Consider the following 15,846-nt stretch of genomic DNA (forward strand, 5'->3'; position numbering starts at 1 on the left):
TCCTGCTCTCGGGATTGGCATGATTGTAAACGCTTTTACGCCGGTTGCCGATTTGTCGATGTCAGGCTGCGAGCCAGCTTCAGAAATTATCTGCTTGCTCGTGTATCGGATGGTGGGGTTTACCGGCCAGATAGGCCTGACGGAAGCGCTCAAAGTGCTGCGGCAACGCCTGCGCCGCCGGGACATCACCTGCCTGTTCCAGCAGCGCGGCGGCCACTTCGGCGGTGCAGTGCTGGCCCGGCGCATGGGCTTCGCGCAGCGTGTAGCGCGACGGCGTCGCCACATTCAGTGACATCACCGGAAAGCTATCCAGCCACGGACTTTTGCGGAACATTTTGCGCGCTTCGGTCCAGGTACCGTCGAGCATGATAAACAGCGGGGGCTTGCCGCCAGTGGGCGGCGTGGTCAGCACCTGGCGATCGGCATAGGCACCGGGAAACACCACCATCGGCTGATAATCGGCCGTCTGCACCGCAGCCAGCAGCGCGGCGTCGGGCTCGGTGCGCGACCAGCCAAAGGCCTGCGTTTCCGGCAGAATGTCGGCAATCAGCCGGCCGGTATTACTGGGTTTCATTGGTTCAGTATCAAACATCACTAGGCAAAACCGGCTGCGCCAAACGGCGGACGGGCAAACCACACCAGAACCAGCAGGATCAAAAACACCCCCGCCGATGCCCAGAAGATCTCGTTAGCCGAGATAATCAGGCCCTGATTGGTAATTTGCTGTGCAATATAAGCCGACGCCTGCTGCTGCGTCATGTCCATGCTTTGCAGCTGGTCATACATTTGCTGCGAATTCGGATTGAATGGATTAACCGATTCCGACAGGTAGCTGTGGTGCATCGATTCGCGGTCTGCCCACATGGTGGTGGTGATCGACGTTCCGATTGAACCCGCCAGCGTACGCACAAAGTGCGACAGGCTGGAGGCCGCCGCCATATGCTCTGGCAGCAAGCCGGACAGCGTAATGGTGGTCAGCGGCATAAAGAAGCAGGCCACCGCGAACCCCTAGATAAACTGCGGCCACGCGGAGGCACCGAAATCCATCCCCGGCTCAAACGTGTACGCACGCCAGTAGAAGCACACCGCGTACATGATAAAACTAAAGGTCACCAGCCGCCGCATGTCCAGCTTATGGGCGAAGCGGCCAATGATCGGTGACAGAATCACCGGAATGATCCCCACCGGCGCCGATGCCAGCCCTGCCCAGGTGGCGGTATAGCCGTATATCTCCTGTAGCAGCTGCGGCAGCAAGACGATCGAGCCGAAGTAAAGCATGTAAGCCAGACTGATCGACAGACAGCCGATGGTGAAATTTCGCTTCCTAAACAGTGACAAATCGACAATCGGGTGATCGTCTGTCAGTTCCCACACCAGCAGCACGGCCAGCGCCACCACAGCGACCACCGTGAGCACGATGATTTCGGTTGAGCTAAACCAGTCGAGTTCTTTACCGCGGTCAAGCATCACCTGCAGTGAACCAATCCCCACCACCAGCAGCACCAGACCGACCATATCGATCGGGCGGATCTCAGTTTTGGTTTCGCGCCCGCGCAGGGTTTGCAGCGTCAGCATCACCACCACCACGCCAATTGGCACGTTGATGAAGAAGATCCAGCCCCAGTGATAGTTATCACTGATCCAGCCGCCGAGAATCGGACCACAGATCGGCGCAACGATCACCGTCATCGCCCACAGCGACAGCGCCACGCTGCGCTTGGCCGGCGGGTAGTTGTTCAGCAGCAAACTTTGCGACAGAGGAATCAGCGGACCGGCCACCACGCCCTGAATCACGCGGAATAAGATCAGCATTTCCAGGCTTTCGGACATGCCGTACGCCCATGAGGCCAGCGCGAACAGGATGGTCGACCAAGTGAACAGCTTCACTTCACCGACGCGCTTTGCCAGCCAGCCGGTGATCGGGATCGAGATGGCATTCGCCACCCCGAACGAGGTGATCACCCAAGTGCCCTGCGAGTTGGACGCCCCGAGGTTACCGGCGATGGTCGGGATCGCCACGTTAGCGATGGTGGAGTCGAGTACCTGCATGAACGTCGCCAGCGACAGGGCGATGGTCATCAGGACTAACGGCGCACCTTCAAGCGGCTTTTGTGCCATAACAGCCTCCCGCGAGGTTATTGCGCGTTGGCACGGACAATGTCAGTGATCAGCTGGTTAACCGGCGCAAGGTCGATTGCCAGCGAGTTACTTTCATACGCGGCCTGGGGGGGCGGACATTGCTAGCCAGCGCGGCGCCATCTTTGTTCTGGGTATCCACTTTCACCAGCGTGGACATGCCGATACGCAGCGGATATTGCGCCACTTGCTGCGGATCAAGTTCGATACGCACCGGCAGGCGCTGTACCACTTTGATCCAGTTACCGGTGGCGTTCTGCGCTGGCAGCAGCGAGAAGGCGCTACCGGTGCCCATATCCAGACCAACCACTTTGCCGTGATACTCCACATCGTCGCCGTAGATATCACTGATTACCGTGGCGGGCTGGCCAATGCGCACGCCTGCCAGCTGCGTCTCTTTAAAGTTGGCGTCAACCCACAGGTTGGTGGCCGGCACCACCGCCAGCAGCGGTGTGCTGGTGGAGATCTGTGAGCCGACCTGCACGCTGCGACGCGAGACATAGCCGTCCATCGGGCTGCGGATGTCGGTGCGCTGCAGCGCCAGCCAGGCGTCGCGCAGCTCAGCGGCGCTCTGTTTTACCGCCGGCTGGTTTTCGAGGTCGGTATTCAGGATCATCGCCTGGTTCGCGTTGTACTGCTGAATCGCGACGTCCAGCTGGGCTTTCGCCGTGGCCACGGCATCACGCGCGTGCTGCCGCTCTTCGCGACCAATCAGATTGGCGGCACCGAGCGGCTCGCGACGTTTCAGGTCGGATTCGGCCGGATCCAGCGCGGTCTGTTGCAGCTTGATGGTGGCCTGATACTGTTTGCCGTTGATCATCAGCTGGTGCGTCTGGCGCACGCTGGTGGCCAGCGCGGTCTGCGCTTTTTCAAATGCCTGCTGCGCATCGGTTTTATCCAGCGACACCAGAATGTCGCCTTTTTTCACCCGATCCGTATCCTCGAACCACACTTTATTCACGCTGCCGGAAACTTGGGCCATCACCTGCACCTGGTTGCCTGACATGTTGGCGTCATCAGTTTCCTGGAAGTGGCGCAGCACCAGATACCAGTAAGCCAGATAACCCACACCAATCACGATAAACACGATAGCCAGCAGGATCAGCGCACCTTTGCGCTTCTTCTTTTTGTTCGCGGGCTGTTGCGGGCTTTGAGCTTCCGCTGTCGCACTCATGTCGTTCTCCACGTTTGCCATTTAGTCGGAATGTGTTGATCCATTAACACGGTCGCCCGAGTCGAAAAAGCCAGCGTTTGCAACGCTGGCCGGATAAAAGGGGATTAAAATAGCGATTTCGGTGGGTGATTGTGTCGCAGTTCTTGCTATTAACGCGACAGGGAAGCGATAACCTGATCTTCATCCATTTTATCGAGACGGTTAAGCAACTTACGCGTGATGGCTTCCAGTTGCTCCTGCTCGGTATCGGTCAGCGAGGACCACAGATACTGCAGGCTCTGATGCTGTGGTGGCAGCAGCTGACGTAAGAATTCGTTACCTTTTTTCGTCAGGTGCAGGTGCAGGCAACGACGATCGTTATCGCTCTCACGACGCTCGATCCAGCCGCGCTTTTCCAGTTCATCAGCGATGCGCGTCGCGTTGGTGCGGGAAGAACCCAGCGCCGAGCTCAGCTCAGAGGGCTGAATGCTCTGGTTTTCCTGCGCGTCCAGCGTAATCAGCGCCATGAATAAAGTTTCGTTAATTCCCTGCGCCTTCAACATTTTGTTGCGATTATCCAGCAGCTTACCCTGCATGTGCATGCACAGACGGGTCAGGATGATCTCCTGCAGCGGAAAATCTTTATGGCGATTAGCACGGATGTTTAGCATCTGCTCAATGGGAGTAAACGAGCTTTCCATTAAAAACCTCTTAGTTGCAACAAATATAATAATGAGGGTGACAGATTAAGCGTAGTCATATTTTCCGCCTGTGATTGTTTGCACCGTCACACTGTCAGCACCTGGCGTTCCAGGTCGGTCCATAACCCTGGGCTCTGCGCCCTGACCAGCCGCTTTGCAGACAAAGCCGCCATCGTCATCAATTCGCTAAGCGAAACCTTCAGTGGATTGAATAATTTCGCGAGTAAAAATAACTTAGGTGAATAACTGTGTGGCTAACCATAACAAAGCCAATCATTAATGAATAGTATCGCTCACCACTTTGCATTGATCTTTACGTTTTCTAAACATTTTTCCCCGCCGGCTTTGCTGGAGTAAATCAATGGGTTAATCGATAAGGCAACGGGTAATCCGGGTAACGCGCCAGCATCAGCGGCGTGATGAATTCCGTTCGTCGTCTGCCGTATAACCGGCACGTGGCAGGGTGAATGCCACCGATAACGCAGACTCATCCTGGCGCGACGGACCCGATGCGGGCGGCGGAAAGGAAACATAGCTGGTGGGAAAAGCGGGTAAATAATCATATGTGGGTAATAGTAACCAAAAAAAATTATTTCAATGTTGTGTTAATTAACAGGCCGTACCAGTGCGCTATAGCGCACGCTTCGCTTACTGACGGGGCGGAAGCGTGGAAAATGGCGGCACCACGTGGCTGAGACGGGGTGCCGCGTGGGCTTATTTCGCCGCCGCCATGGCGTCGCTGACCCATTTATCAAATTCCGCCTGATGGGCTTTGATCCAGCCGTCAACGTGGCCGTTGATGTCCGCTTCTGAGGCGTGGCCGGCATGCATCGCGGCGTTCTCGGCATTGATGTCGCCAATCGGCAGCTTCATTTCAGCAAACAGTTTTGCCGCCGCCGGATTCTTCTCTGCCCAAGCTTTGTTGGCCACGATATGCATGGTGTTCACCGGGAAGCCATAGTTCGCGCCGTTGGCCAGTCTGGTATCCACTTTGCTTTGTGCGCCCGGCAGTGAGGAGAACGGTACCTGTAACCACACCACATCTTTCCCTGGCTTCAGCACGTCGCTCACCCAGTATGGCGTCCAGGTGTAATAGAGAATCGGTTTACCCTGTTTGAAGCGCGTAACGGTGTCGGCAATCATCGCCGAGTAGTTACCCTGGTTGTGTACCACGGTATCGCTACAGTTTGTAGGCCTCGATCTGATGGTTAATTACCGCCTCACATCCCCAGCCAAGCGTAGAGCCGGTCAGGTCTGCTTTACCATCGCCATTGGTATCAAACAGTTTGGCCAGCTTTGGATCTTTCAGCTGTTCAATGTTGGTGATGTAGTACTGGTCGGCCGTTTTCTTGTCGATCAGGTAACCCTGCGCGGCACCGCTGACGTAGGTGTCCTGGCGATAAAATTTATTATCACCACCGGCGGCTTTGTACATGTCGTCATGCAGCGGTTGCCAGTTGGTGGCGATAAACGTGGCATCACCGCCGGCAATGGTGGTGTAAGCCACGTTGTAATCTACTTCACTCGACTTCTCAACGGTTGTAGCCCAGCTTCTCCAGCGCGCGGCTCACCAGCAGCGTCTGGAAGGTCTCTTCGGAAATGGTACTCTGAGCCGGTTTAACGGTAATGCCTTTGCCTGGAAGGTCGGCGGCGGACACGTGCGTCGCGGCAGCCGTGGTCAGGACGGCGGCGAATAGAGCTGTCTTGCGCGTAGTCATTCCTTATTTTACGTGTGACGTCGGAGACGGGCGACCGCAGCGGGCCGCCCAAAGAAATCAGACTTTTTTACTGAATGGACGCAGCAACAAACCCAGAGGACCGCTACTGTACCAGTGACGGCTGCCACGGCTGCGGCTGTCGCGACCTACCGACTGCGTCAGGCGGTCGAGAATGATGGCGAGGATCACGATACCGACGCCGCCCACGCTGGCGAGCCCCATATCGAGACGGCCAATACCGCGCAGCACCATCTGGCCCAGACCGCCAACGGCAATCATCGAGGCGATGACCACCATCGACAGCGCCAGCATCAGCGTCTGATTGACGCCAGCCATGATGGTCGGCATCGCCAGCGGCAGCTGGACCTTGAACAGCATCTGGCGCGGGCTGGCACCGAAAGATTCACTGGCTTCGATCAGGTCAGCCGGCACCTGCTTGATGCCGAGTATGGTGAGACGCACCACCGGCGGCAGGGCAAAGATAATCGTCACCACCACGCCCGGTACGTTGCCGATACCAAACAGCATGACGATGGGCACCAGATAGACGAACGCGGGCGTGGTTTGCATCGCATCCAGCAGGGGCCGCACGATGCGCGATGCGTGCTCACTGCGCGCCAGCCAGATGCCAAGCGGCAGGCCAATCAGTACGCAGAACAGCAGGGCGTTGAGCACCAGCGCCAGCGTCACCATCGCCTGGGACTAGGCACCGATCATGCCAATCAGCACCAGCGATATCAGCGTGTCGAGGCCCATCGCCGGGCTGGCAATCTGCCAGGCAATCAGCGCGAACACGACGATCGCCACCGGTGCGGGCAGGCCCATCAGCAGTAGCTGAAAAGCGCTGAGGATATAATCCACCGGCACGCGAATACCCTGAACCAGCGGGCGGAAGTGGGTAACCACCCAGTCGATGCCTTCGGTTACCCAGCGATCCAGCGGAATCAGCGTGGTGTGGAACGGATCCAGCAGGCTGAAGTGCTCCGGCGCCGTGGACGGTGCGCTGCTCAGCCAGTCGCTGCTGCTGGCGGCGCTGCTGTCGGCCGGTGTGCTGCTGCCTGCCGCGGACCACGGATCGCTGCTGGCTGCGGCGGCGTTGCTGGTGGCGGGTGGCGCGCTGGTCTGGCTGGCGCTTTCCCATGGATTGGCGTTTTGTGCACTCATGGCTGGGCTCCTTCACGATCTAAAGCGCGTAACAGCGTGCTTTTGGAAATGATACCGACGTACTGCTGATCTTCGCCGATCACCGGCACCGCACAGGGCGCCTGCGCGACGTAAGAGAGCAAATCGTTGAGCGAGGTATCGTCAGGAACCGCCAGCGGCGCGTCGAGCAGTGCGTTATCCAGCCCTTCACCGGCAGCGAGTGCCGCTTTCAGCGAGTCAGTGGAGACGACGCCGATAAATTTCTGTTTCTCCAGCACGTACCCATACTCGCGGTCTTCATCCTGCAGCAGTTTAATCGCCGAACGCGGACCGAAACCTGCGGCCTTGCGAATCAGCGCGCCGGCACTGCGGCGGGCGATATCTTTGGCGCTGAAGACGTGACTGATATCCACGCCGCGGAAGAAGGTGCGCACATAATCGTTGGCCGGATTATTAAGGATTTCATCCGGCGTGCCGACCTGCACCACTTCGCCGCCCTGCATGATGGCGATGCGGTCGCCAATACGCATGGCTTCATCCAGATCGTGGGAAATAAAGACGATGGTGCGCTGATGTTTCGCCTGCAGTTTTACCAGTTCATCCTGCATTTCCGTGCGAATTAATGGATCAAGTGCGGAAAAGGCTTCGTCCATTAGCAATATATCCGGATTAATAGCCAGTACGCGGGCTAATCCAACATGCTGACGCATTCCGCCGGAGAGTTCATCGGGATAGGCGTGAGCATAATTTTCCAGTCCGACCTGACGCAGCGCGTCGAGCGCTTTTTCCTGTCGTTCCTGCAGCGCCACGCCAGCTAATTCCATGCCGAACGCGGTATTATTTAGCACTGTCATGTGCGGCATCAGTGCGAACGACTGAAATACCATACTGATTTTATTTCTGCGCACATCACGCAATTCTGCGTCGGATATTTTGGCAATATCGACACCATCAATAATCACCTGGCCGCGTGTCGGCTCGATCAGACGATTGAGAAGGCGAACCATAGTGGACTTGCCGGAGCCGGACAGCCCCATGATGACAAAGATCTCGCCTTTTTCAATCAGCTTAAATGCCTTTTCGGGATGATCGCCAAATACCTTATATAAATTCTTTACTTCGAGTTTAATTGCAATGCAGTAATGAAATTCCTGGTTAAATGTCTGACTATTTTTTGTTGTACCCTGCGTAAATTTAAGCGCCTATACCGTAGCATAGTGAGATTATCTGACAACCCTTGACTGAAATATCTGACGTGACACGTATGGCGCGACAGTGGCTAATTCCAGTGCCTGCAAGGGATGAGGCGGGATAAATTTTTTCTGAATTTTTTGTGAAATTAAACCGGTTTCGGTCAGAATTATCGCTGGAAGGCGGATAAATCACACTTGGTCAGGCAAAATATTCCGGCGATGAATGGCGTTAAATACGTAAAATAATCACGCGCGGAATTAACGTTATTTTGGGATGACGGCGAGAATTCAGGAAAGGAAAATGAATGGTCAGAGCGTAGTGGGATCGACATGAAATTAACCTGGTCGGCATAAATGCCGACCCTACAGATGCATTAACATAACCGCCGGGGGCATTCCAGGCGACATGATTAACCCAACCGTAGGGTGCGCATTGATGCGCACCCTACGGTGCAATGCGCACCCCTTACCGCGCACCGCACGCGACTAAAAATTCCAGTCCTCGTCCTCGGTTTCAACCGCTTTGCCCATCACATAGGATGAACCGGAACCCGAAAAGAAATCGTGGTTTTCATCGGCGTTGGGCGATAGCGCCGACAGAATCGCCGGATTCACCGCCGTCAGCTCCGCCGGGGACAGCGCTTCGTAACCCAAGTTCATCAGCGCCTTGTTGGCATTGTAATGCAGGAAGGTTTTCACCTCTTCAGTCCAGCCCACGTCGGCATACAGCGCTTCGGTGTACACCACCTCGTTTTCATACAGCGCCAGCAGTAGCTCGATGGCGAACTGCTGCAGCTCAGCGCGGCGTGCGTCGTCAACGGTTTCCAGCGCTTTCTGGTACTTATAGCCGATGTAATAACCGTGCACCGCTTCATCACGGATAATCAGCCGAATCAGATCGGCGGTGTTGGTCAGCTTGCCGCGGCTTGACCAGTACATCGGCAGCCAGAAGCCGGAGTAAAACAGGAACGACTCCAGAAAGACGCTGGCGATTTTCTTCTTCAGCGGATCGCTGGCGCGGTAGTGCTCCAGCACGATCTTCGCCTTGTTCTGCAGGGCGGCATTCTCCTCACTCCAGAGGTAGGCAGCATCCACGTCGGCGGTGTTACACAGCGTGGAGAAGATCGAACTGTAAGAGCGCGCGTGAACCGCTTCCATAAAGCTGATGTTCGACAGCACCGCCTCTTCGTGCGGCGTCAGCGCATCTTCCATCAGTCCCGGTGCGCCAATGACGTTCTGAATGGTGTCGAGTAGCGTCAAACCGGTAAACACCCGAATTGTCAGTTGCTGCTGCTGCGGGGCGAGCGATTGCCACGCCGGCAGATCGTTGGACAGCGGCACCTTCTCCGGCAGCCAGAAGTTGTTGGTAAGACGGTTCCACACTTCGAGATCTTTCTCGTCCTGGATGCGGTTCCAGTTAATCGCCTGAATCTGTTTAAGTTGCATAGTCATCATCACAGTGCACAGGAAACGCAGCGCTGTACCTCCGTGCCTTGTAGCGCCATCTGACGCAGTCGAATGTAATAGAGGGTTTTGATGCCTTTCTTCTAGGCGTAGATCTGCGCTTTGTTGATATCGCGCGTCGTGACGTCATCGCGGAAAAACAGCGTCAGCGACAGTCCCTGATCGACGTGCCGGGTGGCTTCGGCGTAGGTATCAATAATCGCTTCAGGACCAATCTGGTAGGCATCCTGATACAGCTCAAGGTTGTCATTGGTCATAAACGGAGCCGGGTAATAAACGCGGCCGGTTTTGCCCTCTTTACGGATCTCAATGCGCGACACAATCGGGTGGATGCTTGACGTGGCGTGGTTGATGTAAGAGATAGAACCGGTCGGCGGAATCGCCTGCAGGTTCTGGTTATACAAACTGTGCTGCATCACTGACGCACGCAGTGCTAGCCAGTCCGCTTGGTCGGGCAGGGCGATGCCGGCATCGGCAAAAATCTGCGCCACCCGGGCAGTGCGCGGCTGCCAGCTGTGCTGGGTATATTTGTCGAAATAGGCACCGCTGGCGTACTGCGACTGCGCAAAGCCGTCAAAGCTCGCGCCGCGCTCCTGCGCCAGCAGGTTGGAGGTGCGCAGGGCGTGATAAGTCACGCAGTAGAAATAGAGGTTGGTGAAATCCAGCGCCTCTGGCGAACCGTAAGCCATGCCTTCACGCTCCAGATAGCCGTGCAGGTTCATCTGTCCGAGACCGATAGCGTGTGAACGGCGATTGCCTTCCGCCACTGACGGCACGGAGGTGATGTCGCTCATCTCGGAAACCGCCGTCAGCGCGCGCACCGCCACTTCCACGGTTTGCGCCAGATTACGCGAGTCCATGGCGTGGGCTATATTCAGGGAGCCGAGGTTACAGGAGATATCTTTGCCGACGCGGCGATAGCTCAGGTCGTCGTGATATTCGCTGGCGCTGTTAACCTGCAGGATCTCCGAGCACAGGTTACTCATGTTGATGCGACCGGCAATCGGGTTGCTGCGGTTCACGCTGTCCTCATACATGATGTAGGGATAGCCGGACTCAAACTGAATTTCCGCCAGCGTCTGGAAGAAGTCGCGCGGCTTGATGAAGGTTTTACGGATGCGATGGTCAGCCAGCATCGCCTCGTAGTGCTCGCTGATGATGATATCACCAAACGCCTTGCCGTAAATACGCTCAACGTCGTAAGGCGAAAACAGCGCCATATCGCGGTTCACTTTGGCCAGCTGGAAGGTGATATCCGGGATCACCACGCCGAGCGACAGCGTTTTGATGCGGATCTTCTCGTCAGCGTTTTCACGTTTGGTATCCAGGAAGCGCAGGATATCCGGATGGTGCGCATTCAGCCACACCGCACCTGCGCCCTGACGCGCACCGAGCTGATTGGCGTAGGAGAACGCATCTTCCAGCATCTTCATCACCGGGATTACGCCGGATGACTGATTTTCAATGCGCTTGATCGGCGCGCCGGATTCACGCAGGTTGGAGAGCAGAAACGCCACGCCGCCACCGCGCTTCGACAGCTGCAGCGCCGAATTCACCGCGCGGCCAATCGACTCCATATTGTCTTCAATGCGCAGCAGGAAGCAGGAGACCAGCTCGCCGCGCTGCTGTTTACCGCAGTTGAGGGGTAGGTGGGCGTAGCCGGCTGGAAGCGACCGCTCAGCATCTCGGCCAGCAGTTCACGCGCCAGCGTTTCATTGCCGCGTGCCAGCGTCAGCGCCACCATGCAGGCGCGCTGCTCAAAGGTTTCCAGATAGCGTTTGCCGTCGAAGGTTTTCAGGGTATAGCTGATATAAAACTTCCACGCACCGAGGAAGGTGTGAAAACGGAAGCCCCAGGCGTCAGCGTCTTCGTGCAGCTGGCACAGGAAGGCGAAATCGTACTGGTTCAGCACCCCGGCTTCATAATAGCCTTCGGCCATCAGATAGCGCAGACGCTCGCCGTGCGAGTCGAATGGCACGCTGTTGGGCTGGACGTGCTGCAGGAAAAACTGGCGTGTGGCTTCATGATCTTTGCTGAACTGGATGCGGCCATCCGCGTCATACAGGTTTAGCATCGCGTTGAGCGCGTGGTAGTCCAGCTGTGTGCTGTTCAGGGTGTCTGTCGTTGCCAAAATTGGGTCACTCCCGCTTTAACATGGGCAATATCGTCGGGGGTTCCCATCAGCTCAAAGCGGTAGAGATAGGGAACCTGACATTTCTGCGCAATGATGTCGCCCGCCAGGCAGAAGCCCGCGCCAAAGTTGCGATTGCCCGCAGCAATCACACCGCGAATACCGCGCCGGTTGGCGTCATCATTAAGGAACTGAATCACCTGTTTCGGCACTGCCCCACGCGCGCTGCCGCCGCCGTAGCTCGGCACCACTAAAATATAGGGCTGGTCGATGTGCAGGCGCTGCGTGACGTCGAGCGGAATACGCCGCGCAGGCAGGTCGAGACGGGTGATAAACCGGTGCGTGTTTTCCGACTGGCTGGAAAAATAGACCAGTGGAAAAACCGCTTTATCCCCCGATTGCTGCGAGCTGGCGCAGGCCGGCGATCTTATCGGGACGGAAGCCGCTCCAGTGGTCGTTGTGAGTCATCACGACGGGCACTTGGCGATAGCCAAGCGATTTGAGCTGGTCAATGGCTTCCGGTTGCGCGTCGAGGTTAATCAGCTGGTAGTCGATGCCACTGCGATCCATGGCATTTTTGGTGGCGTCACACTGGACACACTGGCTCTTAGTGTAAATAATAATGCGCATGATTCGTATTTACCTCTGGTTGTGGTCAGATTGCGAGATACGAAGCAAAAAACCTTTTGCTGCGAGCTTCGTCCCTGCTGATATCTGGTAGCGAGTTGATAGCCTGAATACTAGATGTAGTGGTATTGGTGGTCAAGCCCACCAGATATAGGGTTTTGTGATTTATGACGTCGGATTATGGCGAATGCTAGCGATGGTGCGCCTTGGCGCAGGGAAAAAATTTTTGTAAAGGGTTTTGAGGGAATTTTAACCAGCCTGACAGCAGCCGGATCGGCGCGCTAATGCGGAGTGACGCGCAAAAAAAGCCCCGCATGCGCGAGGCTCCTGATGATTTTTTAGCGATTTAGCGGCGTGACATCAGCAGGGCGCCCAGCACCAGACCGACAGCGGCACCGACACCCACGCCGTACCACGGTTTGTCATGCACGTAGGCATCCACCTGATAACCCGCATCGCGCGCGGCCTGAGTCACGCGGTTGCCACTGCCGTTCAGTTTAGCGCGCGTCTGTTTCAGCAGGGCCTGTGCCTGACTGCGTGCGCTGTCCACTTCATCTTTGGCTTCGCTGCCGTAAGATTTCAGTAAGGCTTCCTGCGAATCGGCCAGTTCGTTTACATCCTGATTGATATCAATGTCATCGTTTTTGCTGGTTCGATTAAACATTTTTCGTTCCCTTTGACTTAAAACGTAATACTAAGTGTAGACGAAACGTGACTAAACGCAGCCGTGTGCCAGGCTTTAGGGAAATTCCGAATGTCCTGTGCTGTCGTGCTGATGTAAGGTTGCGGGGCTGTGAGAAGAGAGGAGCAAGCATGTATTTACGTCCGGATGAGGTAGCGCGCGTACTGGAAAAAGCAGGATTCGAAATGGACGTCCTGACACCCAAAACTTATGGTTATCGCCGTGGCGAAAACTACGTCTATGTGAATCGTGAAGCCCGCATGGGGCGCACAGCGTTGATCATTCATCCCACCCTGAAAGAAAAAAGTCAGCATTTCGCTGAACCCGCATCAGAGATGAAAACCTGCGACCACTACACGCAGTTCCCTCTCTACCTGATGGGGGATTCGCAGGAGCACTACGGTATTCGCCACGGTTTTAGCTCGCGCATGGCGCTTGAGCGTTATCTGCAGGGCGTCTTCGGCGCCTGACTGGTGTGCCCCGTTGCGGCGGGGCCGCACACGCTTTCCCAATCCTTACCCTTTACCACGTTGCAAATTGCCGCGCGGATGCGTATAACTCTGTGTCCATATAGAAGTTTAGACGTCCATATGGATATAAAGAATGCAAACTGAACCGACGCCTTCGCAGGCAAACTTCAAGCGCAGTATGAAGGTTCGGCATCTGGTGATGCTGTCGCTTGGCGGCGTGATTGGCACCGGGCTGTTTTTCAACACCGGCTACATCATCTCCACCACCGGCGCTGCGGGCACGCTGCTGGCCTATCTGATTGGTGCGCTGGTGGTATGGCTGGTGATGGTGTGTCTTGGCGAACTGGCGGTAGCGATGCCGGAAACCGGCGCGTTTCACGTCTACGCCGTGCACTACCTCAGTCCGGCGACCGGTTACACCGTGGCCTGGCTCTACTGGCTCACCTGGACGGTGGCGCTCGGCTCCAGCCTCACCGCCGCCGGTTTCTGTATGCAGTATTGGTTTCCGACAGTGCCGGTGTGGCTGTGGTGCCAGGTGTTCTGTGTCGCCATCTATCTGCTGAATAGTGTCTCGACGCGCTTCTTTGCCGAAGGGGAGTTCTGGTTCTCCATCATTAAAGTGATCACCATCATTGCCTTTATCGTGCTGGGCGCGGCGGCCATGCTGGGGTTCATCCCGATGAAGGACGGCAGCGCGGCGCCGGGATTACATAACCTGACGGCTTCCGGCTGGCTGCCACACGGCACGTTGCCGATTCTGATGACCATGGTGGCGGTGAATTTTGCCTTCTCCGGTACCGAGCTGATCGGCATTGCAGCGGGTGAAACCGAGCAGCCGCAGAAAGCACTCCCGCTGGCGATTCGCACCACCGTGGCGCGCCTGATCATCTTCTTTATCGGCACGGTCTTTGTGCTGGCCGCGCTGATCCCGATTGATCAGGCGGGCATCGTTAAAAGTCCGTTCGTACTGGTGTTCGAAAAGATCGGCATCCCGTACGCGGCGGATATTTTCAACTTCGTGATCCTCACCGCGATCCTGTCAGCGGCGAACTCCGGACTGTACGCCTCAGGACGGATGCTGTGGTCGCTGGCCAATGAAAACACGCTGCCGCGCTGCTTTGCCCGGGTCAACCGGCGCGGCATTCCGCAGCTGGCCATCACCGTGAGTATGCTCGGCGGCCTGCTGGCGCTGTTTTCCAGCGTGATCGCGCTGGATACGGTGTTTGTGGCGTTGTCAGCGATTTCCGGCTTTGCCGTGGTGGCGGGTGTGGCTCAGCATTTGCGCTTCACACTACATGTTCCGTCGTCGCTATCTGCAGGCGGGCAATGCGCCGCAGCAGCTGGCGTACCGCGCCCCGTTCTATCCGCTAGTGCCGATCCTGGGATTTACCCTGTGTCTGCTGGCGTGCATCGGGCTGGCCTTTGACCCGTCACAGCGCATCGCGCTATGGTGCGGCATTCCTTTTGTACTGTTCTGCTACGCTGCTTATTATCTGACGCAAAAACGCCAACACGCTTTTAACGCTAAGGAGACCGATGATGTCGCGTAACCCCATCGCTACGGCCCTGACCCACACTGATACCCTGATTCTGGATGGCGCGCTGGCGACAGAGCTGGAAGCGCGCGGCTGTAATCTGGCCGATACGCTGTGGTCGGCCAAAGTGTTGATGGAAAATCCCGAGCTGATTTATCAGGTGCACTATGACTACTTCGCCGCCCGCGGACTGGATAGCGGCCAAGCCAGCGCGCTGATCCGCCAGAGCGTGGCGCTGGCTCAGCGGGCGCGCGACGATTACCGTGCCGCTTCAGGCAGCGAGGCACCGCTGCTGGTGGCCGGATCGGTCGGTCCTTATGGCGCTTATCTGGCCAACGGCGCCGAGTATCGCGGCGACTACGCCTTGCCGGCTGTTGAAATGAAGGATTTCCACCGTCCGCGCGTGGCGGCGCTGCTGGAGGCGGGCGTGGATTTGCTGACGTGTGAAACGCTGCCGTCGTTTGGTGAAATTCAGGCGCTGATTAGCCTGCTGGCGGAGTTCCCGCACAGCAGCGCGTGGTTCTCCTTCACGCTGCGTGATGCGCAGCACCTGAGTGACGGCACGCCGCTGAGCAAGGTGGCGGAAGTCATCAATGCTGCGCAGCAGGTGGTCGCCGTCGGCCTCAACTGCGTGGCGCTGGAGAGCGTGACGCCGGCGCTGCAAACGCTACAGGCGCTGACGGACAAGCCGCTGCTGGTCTATCCTAACTCCGGCGAGCAGTATGATGCGGTCAGCAAAAGCTGGCACTCGGCGCCGTCTGGCTGCACGCTGCACGATAAGTTCCCCGAGTGGCAACAGGCGGGCGCACGGCTGATTGGCGGCTGCTGCCGTACCACGCCGCAGGATATCGCGGCGATTGCCGCCTGTTGTCAACCGTAATAAAGCGCAGAAA

At 56.8% G+C, this 15,846-nt stretch carries 8 protein-coding genes and 7 pseudogenes; 3 read left to right on the forward strand and 12 right to left on the reverse strand.

Features of this window, described 5'->3' with window-relative positions; translation table 11 throughout:
* Positions 1-79: 79 nt before the first annotated feature.
* From AC6I8M_RS16985 to AC6I8M_RS17040, 12 genes and pseudogenes are all read right to left on the reverse strand, one after another.
* Positions 80-613: pseudogene (locus AC6I8M_RS16985) on the reverse strand (tRNA-uridine aminocarboxypropyltransferase); the annotation flags it as partial.
* A pseudogene (gene emrB, locus AC6I8M_RS16990) lies at positions 595-2,118 on the reverse strand (multidrug efflux MFS transporter permease subunit EmrB). The pseudogenes AC6I8M_RS16985 and emrB, both read right to left, overlap by 19 nt.
* 17 nt (positions 2,119-2,135) lie before the next feature.
* A pseudogene (gene emrA, locus AC6I8M_RS16995) lies at positions 2,136-3,310 on the reverse strand (multidrug efflux MFS transporter periplasmic adaptor subunit EmrA).
* Positions 3,311-3,459: 149 nt separating this feature from the next.
* Positions 3,460-3,990: a transcriptional repressor MprA gene (mprA, locus tag AC6I8M_RS17000; RefSeq protein ID WP_010616772.1), complete on the reverse strand. Its 531-nt coding sequence runs from the start codon at positions 3,988-3,990 to the stop codon at positions 3,460-3,462.
* A gap of 714 nt (positions 3,991-4,704) precedes the next feature.
* Positions 4,705-5,708: pseudogene (gene proX / locus AC6I8M_RS17005) on the reverse strand (glycine betaine/L-proline ABC transporter substrate-binding protein ProX).
* 57 nt (positions 5,709-5,765) lie between these two features.
* Positions 5,766-6,872 (reverse strand): annotated as a pseudogene (gene proW / locus AC6I8M_RS17010) (glycine betaine/L-proline ABC transporter permease ProW).
* Positions 6,869-7,987, reverse strand: a complete 1,119-nt coding sequence (gene proV, locus AC6I8M_RS17015; RefSeq protein ID WP_041387242.1) for a glycine betaine/L-proline ABC transporter ATP-binding protein ProV — start codon at positions 7,985-7,987, stop codon at positions 6,869-6,871. The pseudogene proW and the gene proV overlap by 4 nt, the downstream one beginning before the upstream one ends.
* Positions 7,988-8,530: 543 nt before the next feature.
* On the reverse strand, positions 8,531-9,490 hold the full coding sequence (gene nrdF / locus AC6I8M_RS17020) for a class 1b ribonucleoside-diphosphate reductase subunit beta (RefSeq protein WP_010616768.1): 960 nt from the start codon (positions 9,488-9,490) through the stop codon (positions 8,531-8,533).
* 8 nt (positions 9,491-9,498) lie between these two features.
* Positions 9,499-11,582: pseudogene (nrdE, locus tag AC6I8M_RS17025) on the reverse strand (class 1b ribonucleoside-diphosphate reductase subunit alpha).
* A gap of 35 nt (positions 11,583-11,617) precedes the next feature.
* The gene (gene nrdI / locus AC6I8M_RS17030) at positions 11,618-12,070 is read right to left on the reverse strand and encodes a class Ib ribonucleoside-diphosphate reductase assembly flavoprotein NrdI (RefSeq protein ID WP_051588484.1); all 453 of its coding nucleotides are present in this window, start codon (positions 12,068-12,070) and stop codon (positions 11,618-11,620) included.
* Positions 12,027-12,269 (reverse strand): glutaredoxin-like protein NrdH, encoded by a 243-nt coding sequence (gene nrdH, locus AC6I8M_RS17035; RefSeq protein ID WP_010616766.1) that lies wholly within the window; start codon positions 12,267-12,269, stop codon positions 12,027-12,029. Before nrdH ends, nrdI begins: the two co-directional genes overlap by 44 nt.
* 343 nt (positions 12,270-12,612) lie before the next feature.
* Entirely contained in the window at positions 12,613-12,930 is a 318-nt protein-coding gene (locus AC6I8M_RS17040; protein WP_010616765.1) for a DUF883 family protein, read from the reverse strand.
* A 149-nt stretch (positions 12,931-13,079) separates the two neighbouring features.
* On the opposite strand from AC6I8M_RS17040, the gene AC6I8M_RS17045 reads away from it, so the two are divergent.
* The 3 genes and pseudogenes from AC6I8M_RS17045 (at position 13,080) to mmuM (ending at position 15,833) form a co-directional block, all read left to right on the forward strand.
* Entirely contained in the window at positions 13,080-13,418 is a 339-nt protein-coding gene (locus AC6I8M_RS17045) for a DUF2002 family protein (RefSeq protein ID WP_010616764.1), read from the forward strand.
* A gap of 133 nt (positions 13,419-13,551) precedes the next feature.
* Positions 13,552-14,968: pseudogene (gene mmuP, locus AC6I8M_RS17050) on the forward strand (S-methylmethionine permease).
* Positions 14,958-15,833 carry a homocysteine S-methyltransferase gene (mmuM, locus tag AC6I8M_RS17055; RefSeq protein WP_010616763.1) on the forward strand — a complete coding sequence of 292 codons (876 nt, stop codon included), beginning with the start codon at positions 14,958-14,960 and terminating at the stop codon, positions 15,831-15,833. The pseudogene mmuP and the gene mmuM overlap by 11 nt, the downstream one beginning before the upstream one ends.
* The last annotated feature ends 13 nt before the right edge of the window (positions 15,834-15,846 follow it).

This window comes from Type-A symbiont of Plautia stali, assembly GCF_059731155.1.